Here is a 12,266-nt window from a genome sequence, read left to right as displayed (position 1 = left end):
AGCAGGAGAAACAAGTGGAACCGTCCTATATTTGTAATCGTTCAAGCTTGAGTAAAATATTTGTAAAAATGGAGGAAGCATGTTATTTGAAGTTAAAGACAATGGCTATAAACCTAGTTCATTATATAAGAATATTGCGTATTTAATTGTTGACAACTGGAATGACTGGTGGGAGTTTAGAACGATGTATACTCTCGTTTATATTGATGATTATGGAAGTCTTCATCACATAGGAAGTGTAAAAATTGGTGAATTTTCAATGCAGAAGGGGCAAGCTAGACCAGATCTTCCAATCAGCTTTGAACAATTAGATGAAAGATTCTTTTCATTAGGACAAGATGACTATTATTATGAAAATCTTAATAAAATATCAGGGCAAATTAGAGAAGAATTTTTGCAAGCTTTAAACGACATAGCCTTCAATGAAGAATTGTTTGGAAAGGCAATTTATGAGAATGTGACGAAACAATCTCTTTTACGTGACATTTCTTCGACTACGGTACGAAAACAATTTAATAGGATTGCAAATGGAGGTGCAAGATTAACAAAATACGAGTTTACATACATGGCTCCGAGGGAATTTAATACACAATTAGATCCAATGACGTTTTTATTTGAGGTTATACCAGAGTCTAATCCTCCAACTAATATACATGTATTGATTGGTCGTAACGGTGTAGGAAAGACTCGTCTAATTAAGAATATGATTGCAGCAATTACTAATGGTAAAGATGATAGCACTAATATCGGATTCTTTTCTGCCGATGAACCTGCTAATAATCTTTTTGCAAACATAATATGCATTGCATTTAGTGCGTTTGATGAATTTCCCCATAACAACCCTAGTCATGAGATTATTCCATATGTTCATATAGGACTGCCACGTTCCAACAATCAATTGTTAGGGGGATTAGATCAATTAACTAAAGAATTTGTAGATAGTTTAAAATTCTGTTTATCTGGCGCAAAACGGAAGTTATTAGAAAACGCAATTACAATATTAGAATCAGATCCGATTTTTAATGAGTCAGGTGTTAAAGAACTAACTGAATTCAAATATGATGCAGTTCAAAGACCGGAATCAAAATTTGTAAGCAAAGCAAATTCTATATTTAAAAGGCTAAGTTCAGGACACAAAATAATTATATTAACACTTACTAAATTAGTAGAAACTGTTGAAGAAAAGTCCTTAGTATTTCTAGATGAACCAGAAGGACACCTTCATCCACCGCTGCTATCAGCATTTATAAGAGCCCTTTCTGATTTGCTTGTAAATAGAAATGGTGTCGCAATTATTGCAACACATTCGCCGGTAATATTACAAGAAGTACCTAAAAGTTGTGTTTGGAAATTAAGAAGAGCAGGTATACAAGCTATTGCTGAAAGGCTTGATATTGAGTCATTTGGCGAGAATATTAGTGCTTTAACAAGTGAGGTATTTGGTTTAGAAGTTACTTATTCGGGATTTCATAAGCTTTTAAATGATGCAGTAGACAAATATGATAGTTATGATGGAATACTTAGCCATTTCAATTACGAGTTGGGCATGGAAGCAAGAGCCATAGTAAAAGCACTTCTTGCAGCTAAAACGCAGGAGGATTAAACTATGAGAAAACTGAAGAAACCCACAGATAGGGTGGAAGATGTTTTTCTAGATTGCATTAGTAATATTGAGAGTAGTGATTTCAAGAAAAAATTACAGTCATGTATTAGTGAAATTTCTTGTGCTACAGAAGAATTTGAAATTAAAGTTGAAACCAATCAGCTCCATACTATACGAAAAATGAATACCATTGCTGGTATTGTAACAAAAGATGAGATGTGCAAAGTTTATACCGATAAAATGGCTAAAAAATCTGCACCAGGTCGAAAGTATTATGATACATATATGGCATTACCTAAAAATGGGATATGTCCTTTGTGTGGACAAAGAGTAGTATCTACATTAGACCACTACCTCCCTAAAAAGAAATATCCAACATTAGCAGTTACTCCTTCGAATTTAGTACCAGCGTGCAAGGATTGTAATAAAGATAAAGGCGAAAAAGAGTTTGAAAATAGTGCACAAGAAACTGTTCATCCATACTTCGATGACATTGAAAGTGATGTTTGGTTATATGCAAAAATAATTGAAGAGAATGAAGTTGCATTCACATTTTACGTTCAAAAGCCTGAATCATGGACAGATACTATGTATCAAAGAGTTAAGAATCATTTTAGTATGTTCAAATTAAAAGCTCTCTATGGTTCCCATTCTGCGGAAGAAATAAGCAGTTTAAAAGGCTTATTAACAAAACTTTATAAAAGGACTGGCTCAAACGGTGTGAGTGACCAACTAAAGGAGTATTACGAAAGTAATAAAGAGGTTCATTTGAACTCCTGGAAAACAGCAATGTATAGAGCTTTATATAAAAGTAAGTGGTTTTGTGAGGAATGGATTGAAAAACAATGATTTAAGGCGAATGAGGTGAGGAGTGGGTTTGCAGCTAGGTTTATGAGCATAGATGAGCGGGGGCATTAGGCGATGAAATATATACGCAAAATTAAGTTATTCAATTTCAAGCGTTTCAAAGAGTTTTCAGTAACGCTAGACCCGACGATGAATATTATTATAGGTGATAATGAGGCTGGCAAAAGCACAATAATTCAAGCAATTGATATTGCTTTGAGTGGTAGTCGAAGCAAAGTTGAAACGCAAGGGATAGACAAATTATTAAACATCGATGCAGTTAAAGAATTCATGTGTGGAGAAAAACGGATTGATTTATTACCAAGAATGGTCATTGAACTATATTTTTCAGAAATGAATTCTCCTCTTTGTAATGGGGAAAATAACTCAGATAACGTTGAGTGTGACGGTATTAGCTTAATTTTTGAACCCTCAGATGAATATAGTAATGAGATTAAGGATGTTTTAGATTCTGATGACTGCTGTTTTCCCTATGAATATTATACAATTCGATTCATATCTTTTTCGGGCGAATACTACACCGGGTATCGCAAATTTTTAAAACACATTCTTATTGATAACTCTTCTGTTAACGGCGATTATGCCACAAAGGAGTACATTAAGGCAGTGTATTATAAAAGTGTGAACAACTTAGAAAAAGCCTATCATTCAAATGAATACAGGAAATCAAAAGCAAATTATAAGTCTGGAATTTTGGTTTCTTTGAACGATCGCTTAGGAAGCTATGAATTTGATATACGTACTGACACGAAATCGAATCTAATTAGTGATCTCACAATAAATGAAGGTGATATACCTATAGAGAACAAAGGTAAAGGGCGACAGTGCTTTGTAAAAACTGAGTTTGCACTCCAACGTACCACAAGCGGAAATGACATTGAGGTTCTTCTTCTTGAAGAACCTGAAAATCACTTAAGTCACATTAATATGAAGCTCCTCATAAACCATATCGCGAATAGCGACAATAAACAAGTATTTATAACCACGCACAATAGTCTAATATGCTCAAGGCTTGATTTGAGGAAAACGATCATTATTAACAGCGCTTCAGATGTACCGATTAAATTAGCCTCACTTCCTTCTGTAACCGCAGAATTCTTTATTAAAGCCCCCAATAACAACATCTTAGAATTCGTTCTATCGAGCAAAGTCTTATTGGTAGAGGGCGATGCAGAATATATATTGATGGATGCCTTTTTCAAGAGAATTACAGGTAATGAGTTAGCCAACTCTGGGGTACATATCATCTCGGTTGGCGGAACAAGCTTTAAACGATATTTAGATATTTCAAAGCTTTTAAACATAAAAACCGCTGTCGTTCGAGACAATGATGGCAATGTTCAAGCAAACTGTGTTGAGTCTTACTCAGATTATCAAGGACCAAATATGAAGCTGTTCTACGAATCAGACAATACATTTAAGACATTTGAAGTCTCTATTTTTGTACTAAACACAGAGATCTGCAACAAATTATTTGCCAGTGGACGAAGAACACTAACTGTTCAGGACTATATGCTCAACAATAAAACTGAAACCGCATATCAACTTCTTAAAGAAAAATCTAACGAAATTATCGTTCCTGAGTATATTCAGGAGGCAATATTATGGATAAACGGATAATTTTATCCGTAGCAGGATCAGGAAAAACGAGTTTTATTATAGACCAACTTAACAATACAGAACGAGCTTTGCTAATTACTTATACAAAAAACAATTATGTAAACTTAAGAAAAAAGGTAATTAATAAGTTTGGATTCATTCCTGACACTATTCAAATTTATACTTATTTTGACTTTGTGTATAGTTTTTGTTATAAGCCATATTTATATTTTAGATTCTCAGCTAAAGGAATTAATTGGGATATTCCACCGTCATTCACGTTAAAACTTAAAAGGAACAACCCTAAGTTCTACATGGATAACGGTCGAAGACTGTATCATAACCGCATTGCAAAGCTTTTAGAAGCAACCAGTTCATATGAGAAAATCAATCAGAGAATTGAGAAATATTTTGATTATTTGTTCATTGATGAAGTCCAAGATTTTGGCGGACATGATTTCAATTTATTAATGAACATTGCCAATGCAAATGTGAGGATATGTCTTGTAGGAGATTTCTATCAACACACTTTTGAAACTAGCAATGATGGTAATGTGAACAGTACTCTCTATTCAAATCTCGGTAAATATAAAAAAAGATTGGTGCCAAAAGGCATTAGCTTTGATTGTTGTACTTTAAGCAACAGTTACAGGTGTAGCCCTTCCGTTTGCAAATTCATTGAGGTCAGTTTTAATATATCTATATCTTCACACAGAAAAGAGGATACAAAGGTTGAGTTGGTCGATAATCTGGATCTAGTGAACCAACTCTTTTTATGCAATGACATTGTTAAATTGTTTTATCAGAATCACCACAAGTACCCTTGCTTCTCGGAGAATTGGGGCGCGTCGAAGGGAATAGACAGTTATCAAGACGTTTGTGTAGTTCTAAATAAATCAACTTATGATTTATTCAAGAAAAATAGGCTATCTGAGATGAATGAGAAAACAAAGAATAAGTTTTATGTAGCATGTACAAGAGCAAGAGGAAATCTTTATTTTATTCCCGAAACTTCTCTTAAGTGCTTCATAGATCATGGCGTAAGACTCGGAGACTCGTGAGGATGGCTCCGTGATGCAATATTTAGCCTATTAACAGATGCTACGAGGTTTCATAGGTTACACATTTTCCTGCTATGCTGGCTGCAAACACCTTGGCGGTATAAGGACTGTTCGTTTTGTTGCCTTACTTGATCGAATTGATGATAAGTGTCAGAGGGAGGCAGGGTTACCGCATTTTTAGGTAGTAGTAGCCTATTCTCGAAGTGTTTTTGATTCATATAATAATCGCCATTGTTAATGATATGGCAAAACCGGATCCCGTACTTTATCGTGCTCTCTTAACGGTGCGCTCCAAGGTATACCGCGATGGGTACGTAGCCTATGATGGTATACGGTATAGTGTTCCCAGGATTTTATGTGGGCAGGTAGTTGAAATACGCCAAGAGGGATTAGCGATTGAGATATTTCATAATGGGGAGTTGCTGGCTCGTCATCCTCAGGCACTACCGGGGCAACGACTCTGCCATTTAGTAGGTCAATGGACCGGTTTAGCCGCCAGTTCTGTCACTAAAAGGTTGAGAGAACCTTTTGCCCAGCAAATTACGGAACCGGCTGTTGCCGTTAGGTCACTCAGTGAATATGAGCTCCTGGCTGGGGGTGATTGTTCATGATCCCGTCAGATATTAAGGAAATGCTGGCTCAGTTAGGACTACCGTCTGTAGCGGAGGAGTTGGAGCGAATCCATTCTGACGCGGTAACCGGCCAAATTACTTATGTTGAATTTCTGGCTGATTTACTTGGTACAGAACAGACTGAACGGCGAGCAAGGTATATGGATACTCGAAGTTAACCTACCGTTTCGAAAGCGCTTAGAGGACTTTGACTTTAGTCTTCAGCCAAGCATTGATGACCGACAGATTCGAGAATTAGCTAGTCTATCGTTCATACAAGAAGCAGCCAATATTTTTTTCCGGGGTCCACCGGGTATGGGAAAAAGCCACCTAGCCGTTGCCTTAGGATTACTCGCTATAGAGCAAGGCTATTCCGTGTACTTTACGAGCACTGGCAAGAAGGTACAGGAATTATGACTGGATACCAGGAAGATCGACTACGAAGGCGAATGCGGCGATATCTAAGTCCCAAGGTTCTCATCATTGATGAAATGGGCTATCAACCATTTGCGCCGGCAGCGGCTAAGCTATTCTTTCAGTTAATTACTGCTCGTTACGAACGAAGCAGATCATAATTACATCTAACAAAGCATTCGGGGCATGAGGCGAAGTATTAGGCGATCCGGTGATTACTGGAGCTACCTTAGATCGAATGCTACACCACGCCTACGTTGTCAACATAAGAGGAGACAGTTATCGGATAAAAGAACGCAAAGCAGCCGGCTTATATCAATCGCCGGCAGTTCGTTCGAGGCGACAGAACTCAACCGTGATTAGGTGGCTCAAATTTCGACCGGCTATTCAAAGAACATATAAAGGTGGCTCAAAATGGTCTCAATTTTCAACCGGCCTTGACACTAACATCTTCTGAAACTCAATTGGTGAATTTTCTGTTCTTAATTTCTATGGTATTGATTTATGGATAATGGTAAGAGTATAGTAAACTTAGTTAATATTATAAAAGTTAATCAATATCAAAGAAATGCAGGGAGGGGATTATCAATGTACGGTATAACGAATGGCACTCTAACTATTATTGCCTCTTATTTGATTGTTTCAGACAATAACAATCAAATAAGAGAATAAATTAGACATAAAAAAGGCTGTGGATTTTTAACGAACTAGATCCACAGCCCCGCCTATTATGCACTTGTATCTGCAGCTTTTAGTGTGCCGCGATTTATGGTGATTGTTTGACCACCTGAAAGAGAATTCTCTGTTACAGTTAGAATGTAAGTATGAAGCCCTGTAAGGGGTGTTTCGTCACAGGCAGTAAAAGCCAGTGGTAATCGGACTATTAGCAAAAACGGGTGTATCGCTTGCAGTCGCTATTACTGTGCTACCGTTTCGTGTGATTGTAAATGTTATTGTCGGATTTACAGTACTTGGAGTCCATGCTGCTGATGCATCTAACGAAACAGTATCAGTAGCCAAATTTATAGAGATTGTAACTGAACTAAGGGGAGTTGTTGGCATTTCAGATGTCAAAATGATTCTAGTAAAATTTGTGCAGTCCATTCATCACCAAACTGCACGGCAATCACGTATTCGGCAGTTACTTCGGTCGAATACAGATCCGGAAAAGACCATACTTTTTGAACTTAGACATAAAATTGCCACGCGAACATTATGCCCCTAGGAAGAGAATTTTGTATATTTACGAAGTAAGGAATAAAAAGAGCTAATGATTGACTACAATGTATGCTTTTGTTCCATGTCCGACTACTGAATGTACGAAGAATTTATTTGCATATTTATCAATTGTAGATAGCCCCATCCCCGAGCCAAAACCAAGTATGCGAATATAGTCGGGTGCGGTTGAGTAACCTGAGTGCATTACTAAATCCATATCGGCTATACCTGGTCCCACATCAGATATGACGAGTTCTGTCCGATCAGCATATATCGACGCTTGTATGTAACCGTAATATGCATGTATGATGACATTCATCTCTGCTTCGTAAGAGCATATAGCAATTCGTCTGATGATGTGCTGTTGAAGTTTTAATTGATGTAGTACAGTTTTAAGCTTACTTGAAGCCTGTCCACCTCTGTAAAAATCGTTGCTAATTATAGGGTAAAGCAGGTTTATAATACGTTCATTTTTCACATACCGTCCCCCATGTAAATGGTAAACTAAAATACAGAGTTTTAAGCCAGTAGAACTACAAACTTTCTCGCCACAAAGCACACAGTTTTTCGCCAATAACTACACAGTTTCCAGTCAGCTGATACAATAGAAGCACGCTGAGTATGGAGGCTGCTAGAAATGAAGGGATATTCTGTGTATAGCAAAATACATCAACTAAAAGAACGCGGATTCCGAAAAGATACCGTGGCGAAAAGTCTTGGCATCAACTGGAGAACAGTGGACCGCTACTGGAATATGACGGTGGATGAGTATGAATCTAATGTCGCCACGGTCTGCAAGGTCAGGCTGCTAGACGATTACCAGGACACAATCATCAGCTGGCTACGGGATTATCCTACGCTTAGCGCAGCACAGGTTTGTGATTGGTTAAAAGAACACTACAGCGCGACCTTTAGCGAACGAACGGTCTCTCGGTATGTAAAGAACCTGCGGAATGAGTATGATCTGCGCAAAGCACTCAATCAACGAGATTATGCAGCTGTTCCTGAATTGCCAATGGGGCAGCAATTGCAAGTAGACTTTGGCGAGAAGTGGCTGAAAAATGTAGACGGTGGCCGCATCAAGGTCTATGCTGCAGCTTTTGTTCTGGCACATTCCCGTTTTAAATATGCCGAATTACAGAGCCGCCCCTACACCGCTTCGGATTTGGTGCGAGTATGTCACCAATGCTTCAGGTATATGGGCGGAATGCCGCAAGAGATGGTTTTTGACCAGGATAGTATCGTTTGCGTGGCAGAAAATGCCGGTGATATCATACATACTTATGAATTTGAAAAACTTCGGCAGGAGTGCAAACTGAGTATTTATATGTGCCGTGGTGCTGACCCTGAAAGCAAGGGGAAGGTGGAAAGCACCGTGAAATATGTGAAAGGCAATTTTCTGGAAAACCGGCTTTACGTGGATGATGATATTCTAAACAGCAGCTGCCTGGATTGGTTGGAGCGTACCGCAAACGCAAAAATTCACGGAACAACAAAGCGTGTGCCTGCCGAAGTATTTGCCGAAGAACGGGAATACTTACGGCCGCTGGTCGATTGCGCAGAAAATAACGGCGCTCACCTATGTAGAACTGTCCGCAAGGACAATACCGTTATTTATGACAGCAACCGTTATTCCGTTCCACTTGGCACTTACAATGCGCAAAAAGAGGTTTGTATTGTGCCCAAAGATGGCATTTTATACATTCAGACTGTATTTGGCGATCGCATTTGCCAACATCGCATTTCCAACGGTCGGGGTCTGCTCATCCAAAGCAGAAGCCACCAGCGCGACAGAACCAGCTCTCTGAACCAGATGCAGGTTGCACTGGGTACGCTTCTTCTTGCCAAGGCGGATGACTTTCTCCAAACGATCCGTACAGAGAAATCCCGGTATGCCAGAGATCAATTTAAGCTGATCCATACGCTCTGCGACCAATATGCTGTAGACGCTGTCCTGGAAGCTGTAGGTTTTTGCCAGTACAGTAACCTTTACAGCGCGAATTACATAAAAGACTATCTGGAACACAATGCCTTTAAACAACCCCAGCCGCCAGAGTTGCCCCTTCCGATGAGCAATGCAAAGTATCATGTGACAACGCAAAAGCGCTCGCTTGATGTCTATGCCAAGGAAAGTGGTGACCGATGATGATGCGGCCAATTGACCGGGTAACTGGACTACTTTCTGATTTACGCATGACTCCCGTGGATTTTGAAGCACTTTTTGCAGGTAAAAATTCACTAACACCCGTGGAGAGTGTAGAACTGTTTTTACTGGAACAGCAACGGCTTCGAGTACAAAAACAGAATCTGCTACGCCGCCGCAGAGCAAGCCTGCCTGCTGAGAAAACCATGGATTCTTTTGATTTCGGTTTTCAACGCAGTGTTTCCAAGGAACAGATGTTGCGGCTAAGTGATATGACGTGGGTTGAACAAGCATACAATGTTTGCTTGTTGGGGCCTCCCGGCGTTGGTAAAACCCATCTTGCTTTGTCCCTGGCGGTGAAGGGGCTGAACTTGGGTTATGCAGTGGCGTTTGAAACCTTGGATACCCTTATGAAGATTCTAAAAACGTCCGAAATTTCCAGAGCCAGCAAACGTCGACTCAGATATTTAAGTAAGGCTGCTCTGGTGATTGTTGACGAAGTTGGGTTTATGCCACTCTCCCCGGCAGAGGCTAATTTATTCTTTAGCTTTGTGTCTTCTATGGCCGAGCGTACTTCGATGATTATTACATCAAACAAAGGGTTCGACGAGTGGGCTGAGTTCCTTGGCGATGCAACGATTACAACAGCCATTCTTGACCGCCTAATCCACCACTGCGAGATTATCAATATGACTGGTGACAGTTATCGCTTAAAGCACCGCAAAAGTATTACTTGAAAAACTCTGCACTTTGTGGCGGAAAACTCTGCATTTTGATTGACTGCTTACACCCCATTCACGAATCCTTTGATCAACATGCCTGTGGTAATTTTAATTGCTTGGGTAATATTTCGCTAATATATCGGTTGCGATTTTTCAAATGTTTCCATATTCAGTAAGTTAGTAGTAACCAAATAAATCAGTACCATAATATGATACAATGTACCTTATTGTGATACTGATATTGTATCACTATCCTCTTACAATTTCAATCATGATTTAAATAGAAAAAGAAGACAGCAATTCGACGTTATGTCGAATTGCTGTCTTCTTTTTCGTTAAGTATTTAGGTAGCCAGTAACAATTGGAGTGCAGCCTACGTCGCGAAATAGTTTGTAAAACAGTCTATATTGTTTCAAATCCAAATTTACATGAAAGTTCTCTAGTAACCTTGATTAATTCTTCGGCAATTTGCTCACGAAATGATTCCAACATTCTTGTTGTCGGCCCTGAGATGCTAATAGCTGCTATAGCTTTTCCAGTATGATCAAATATAGGTGCCGCAACACAGGTTAAACCTATTTCTAGTTCTTCGACATCCTCGGCGTACTTAGCGAGACGAACCTTTTTTAAATAGTCCATAAGTTCATTTTTGTTACAGATGGTGCTTTCGGTAAATTTAACGAAAGAAAGCTCATCGAGAGTTTTATCCAGTTCATCATCCGATAGCCCTGCGAGAATAGCCTTGCCAACTGCGGTTGCGTTAATAGGAAGTCGTCCTCCTACCATCGTACTTATACGCATTGAATGTGAGCTTTCGATCTTTTCAATATAAATTACGCAATTTCCATCTCTTATTACTAAGTTTATAGTTTCTTTAAATTGAGAAGCAAGCCGTTCCAAATAAGGTTGAGCAATCTTACGCATACTTATATTAACTTTTGTTCCAAGTCTAAATAATTCAGTACCAAGGCGATACTTACCTGAATTCGCGTTTTTTTCGATAAAATGACATTTCTCAAGGGTGGTAATGATATTAAAAACAGTACTTTTATGAAGTCCCATTTTGTGGCTAATCTCCGTTACACCTAACTCTTCCGAGTCTTCGAAGCACTTTAAAATATCAATTGCTCTAACTACAGACTGAATTACCGTACTGTTCATTATTTACTCCTTGCGCTGTGTCATAATGTTTTGTTTTTCACTTATATACTATCAAGTAAAATGATAATTTGCAACTTAAGTACGTATTTGGAAGCCTTTTTTATCAATAAATTATATGAATATTTGTGAATTTAGATCTGTTTAGCCTGAGAGATGGCTAGCGGAGAAAATTTTAAAGCAGAGTTTTTGAGTTTATTTGTTTGCAATGGCTAAGTAGGAGTGATAAAATAATTAATGTACCATATTGAGATACGTTGTACCAAAATGTGAGACAAAGATACTTGTATCAGGTTTTTTCCATACCTTTATTTATGAGATTTAAGAATTTGAAGAGTAGGTGCATCAATGAATAAACGATTTGAAGGTGTGTACTTTGGCCTCCAGGAAATACTAAATAATTCACTTGGTCGCCATGTGGAATTTTTCGACGCTAATCTGCAAAATGAGGAACCAAAAATTTTAGAGCAGTTTGTACTTAATAAAAATGAAAATGACTGCTCAATGACGGTAGCACTAAGTTTTAGTGATGCTTCTAGGCTTACTCTAAGTAAAGTAGTCGCAGCCACTATAGATTGGGGCTATTTGCGAAAACGCACTAAACCGTTGGTCTGGTTGTATGAAGAGAAGCAAGATTATATTTATAAAATTCTTTTTGATGTGAAGAATGGAGTGATAAGTTCTACCAACATTGAACCATAATTGGATAGTTGCACGACAAATGCTTAATATAAACATTAATCAATTTATTGACGCATGACTATTGTGTGCGTGGCGGAAATAACTTCAATATTATCGAGCCAAATAAATTAAAGATGAATTTCAGGGAACACATTATGACCTGGACTATTGATTAATGTAAACCATAAA

14 protein-coding genes are annotated in these 12,266 nt (G+C 38.4%); 12 read left to right on the top strand and 2 right to left on the bottom strand.

Annotated elements, in window-relative coordinates; all coding sequences use genetic code 11:
* The first annotated feature begins 79 nt into the window (after window positions 1-79).
* The 9 genes from SATMO3_RS17740 to SATMO3_RS17700 all read left to right on the top strand — a co-directional run bounded on the left by SATMO3_RS17740 (window position 80) and on the right by SATMO3_RS17700 (window position 6,612).
* Complete coding sequence (locus tag SATMO3_RS17740; protein ID WP_371371074.1) at window positions 80-1,603, top strand: AAA family ATPase; 1,524 nt, start codon at window positions 80-82, stop codon at window positions 1,601-1,603.
* A gap of 3 nt (window positions 1,604-1,606) precedes the next feature.
* Window positions 1,607-2,452, top strand: a complete 846-nt coding sequence (locus tag SATMO3_RS17735; protein WP_371371073.1) for an HNH endonuclease — start codon at window positions 1,607-1,609, stop codon at window positions 2,450-2,452.
* A 72-nt stretch (window positions 2,453-2,524) separates the two neighbouring features.
* Window positions 2,525-4,090, top strand: coding sequence for an ATP-dependent endonuclease (locus tag SATMO3_RS17730; RefSeq protein WP_371371072.1), 1,566 nt, complete (start codon window positions 2,525-2,527; stop codon window positions 4,088-4,090).
* Entirely contained in the window at window positions 4,075-5,130 is a 1,056-nt protein-coding gene (locus SATMO3_RS17725; protein WP_371371071.1) for a UvrD-helicase domain-containing protein, read from the top strand. The genes SATMO3_RS17730 and SATMO3_RS17725 overlap by 16 nt, the downstream gene beginning before the upstream one ends.
* 209 nt (window positions 5,131-5,339) lie before the next feature.
* Complete coding sequence (locus tag SATMO3_RS17720) at window positions 5,340-5,741, top strand: hypothetical protein (RefSeq protein WP_371371070.1); 402 nt, start codon at window positions 5,340-5,342, stop codon at window positions 5,739-5,741.
* Window positions 5,738-5,920: a hypothetical protein gene (locus tag SATMO3_RS17715; RefSeq protein ID WP_371381831.1), complete on the top strand. Its 183-nt coding sequence runs from the start codon at window positions 5,738-5,740 to the stop codon at window positions 5,918-5,920. Before SATMO3_RS17720 ends, SATMO3_RS17715 begins: the two co-directional genes overlap by 4 nt.
* Window positions 5,844-6,158: an ATP-binding protein gene (locus SATMO3_RS17710; RefSeq protein ID WP_371371069.1), complete on the top strand. Its 315-nt coding sequence runs from the start codon at window positions 5,844-5,846 to the stop codon at window positions 6,156-6,158. Before SATMO3_RS17715 ends, SATMO3_RS17710 begins: the two co-directional genes overlap by 77 nt.
* Window positions 6,155-6,316: an ATP-binding protein gene (locus SATMO3_RS17705; RefSeq protein ID WP_371371068.1), complete on the top strand. Its 162-nt coding sequence runs from the start codon at window positions 6,155-6,157 to the stop codon at window positions 6,314-6,316. Before SATMO3_RS17710 ends, SATMO3_RS17705 begins: the two co-directional genes overlap by 4 nt.
* 77 nt (window positions 6,317-6,393) lie before the next feature.
* Window positions 6,394-6,612 carry a hypothetical protein gene (locus SATMO3_RS17700; RefSeq protein ID WP_371371067.1) on the top strand — a complete coding sequence of 73 codons (219 nt, stop codon included), beginning with the start codon at window positions 6,394-6,396 and terminating at the stop codon, window positions 6,610-6,612.
* An 810-nt stretch (window positions 6,613-7,422) separates the two neighbouring features.
* Here the strand turns inward: SATMO3_RS17700 and SATMO3_RS17695 are convergent.
* Window positions 7,423-7,851, bottom strand: coding sequence for an ATP-binding protein (locus tag SATMO3_RS17695; RefSeq protein WP_371371066.1), 429 nt, complete (start codon window positions 7,849-7,851; stop codon window positions 7,423-7,425).
* A gap of 159 nt (window positions 7,852-8,010) precedes the next feature.
* Between SATMO3_RS17695 and istA the strand changes: the two genes are divergently transcribed.
* Both istA and istB read left to right on the top strand, forming a co-directional pair.
* Window positions 8,011-9,519 (top strand): IS21 family transposase, encoded by a 1,509-nt coding sequence (istA, locus tag SATMO3_RS17690; protein WP_371371065.1) that lies wholly within the window; start codon window positions 8,011-8,013, stop codon window positions 9,517-9,519.
* Window positions 9,516-10,253: an IS21-like element helper ATPase IstB gene (gene istB / locus SATMO3_RS17685; RefSeq protein ID WP_371371064.1), complete on the top strand. Its 738-nt coding sequence runs from the start codon at window positions 9,516-9,518 to the stop codon at window positions 10,251-10,253. The genes istA and istB overlap by 4 nt, the downstream gene beginning before the upstream one ends.
* A gap of 387 nt (window positions 10,254-10,640) precedes the next feature.
* Here the strand turns inward: istB and SATMO3_RS17680 are convergent, their stop codons facing one another.
* Window positions 10,641-11,399, bottom strand: coding sequence for an IclR family transcriptional regulator (locus SATMO3_RS17680; protein ID WP_371371063.1), 759 nt, complete (start codon window positions 11,397-11,399; stop codon window positions 10,641-10,643).
* Between the two features lie 345 nt (window positions 11,400-11,744).
* Here SATMO3_RS17680 and SATMO3_RS17675 point away from each other — a divergent pair, with 345 nt between their 5' ends.
* Window positions 11,745-12,098: a hypothetical protein gene (locus SATMO3_RS17675; RefSeq protein WP_371371062.1), complete on the top strand. Its 354-nt coding sequence runs from the start codon at window positions 11,745-11,747 to the stop codon at window positions 12,096-12,098.
* Window positions 12,099-12,266 lie beyond the last annotated feature (168 nt).

It is taken from the genome of Sporomusa aerivorans (assembly GCF_041428895.1).
Classification (GTDB): domain Bacteria; phylum Bacillota; class Negativicutes; order Sporomusales; family Sporomusaceae; genus Sporomusa; species Sporomusa aerivorans.
The sequence above is the reverse complement of the archived record's forward strand: the minus strand, read 5'-3'. Positions and strand labels throughout refer to the sequence as shown.

What these genes read in the sequence shown, in the direction of transcription:
- SATMO3_RS17740 (WP_371371074.1), top strand. Translation starts at nt 80, where the DNA reads ATGTTATTTGAAGTTAAAGACAATGGCTATAAACCTAGTTCATTATAT.
- SATMO3_RS17735 (WP_371371073.1), top strand. Translation starts at nt 1,607, where the DNA reads ATGAGAAAACTGAAGAAACCCACAGATAGGGTGGAAGATGTTTTTCTA.
- SATMO3_RS17730 (WP_371371072.1), top strand. Translation starts at nt 2,525, where the DNA reads ATGAAATATATACGCAAAATTAAGTTATTCAATTTCAAGCGTTTCAAA.
- SATMO3_RS17725 (WP_371371071.1), top strand. Translation starts at nt 4,075, where the DNA reads ATGGATAAACGGATAATTTTATCCGTAGCAGGATCAGGAAAAACGAGT.
- SATMO3_RS17715 (WP_371381831.1), top strand. Translation starts at nt 5,738, where the DNA reads ATGATCCCGTCAGATATTAAGGAAATGCTGGCTCAGTTAGGACTACCG.
- SATMO3_RS17710 (WP_371371069.1), top strand. Translation starts at nt 5,844, where the DNA reads ATGTTGAATTTCTGGCTGATTTACTTGGTACAGAACAGACTGAACGGC.
- SATMO3_RS17705 (WP_371371068.1), top strand. Translation starts at nt 6,155, where the DNA reads ATGACTGGATACCAGGAAGATCGACTACGAAGGCGAATGCGGCGATAT.
- SATMO3_RS17700 (WP_371371067.1), top strand. Translation starts at nt 6,394, where the DNA reads ATGCTACACCACGCCTACGTTGTCAACATAAGAGGAGACAGTTATCGG.
- istA (WP_371371065.1), top strand. Translation starts at nt 8,011, where the DNA reads ATGAAGGGATATTCTGTGTATAGCAAAATACATCAACTAAAAGAACGC.
- istB (WP_371371064.1), top strand. Translation starts at nt 9,516, where the DNA reads ATGATGATGCGGCCAATTGACCGGGTAACTGGACTACTTTCTGATTTA.
- SATMO3_RS17680 (WP_371371063.1), bottom strand. Translation starts at nt 11,399, where the DNA reads ATGAACAGTACGGTAATTCAGTCTGTAGTTAGAGCAATTGATATTTTA.
- SATMO3_RS17675 (WP_371371062.1), top strand. Translation starts at nt 11,745, where the DNA reads ATGAATAAACGATTTGAAGGTGTGTACTTTGGCCTCCAGGAAATACTA.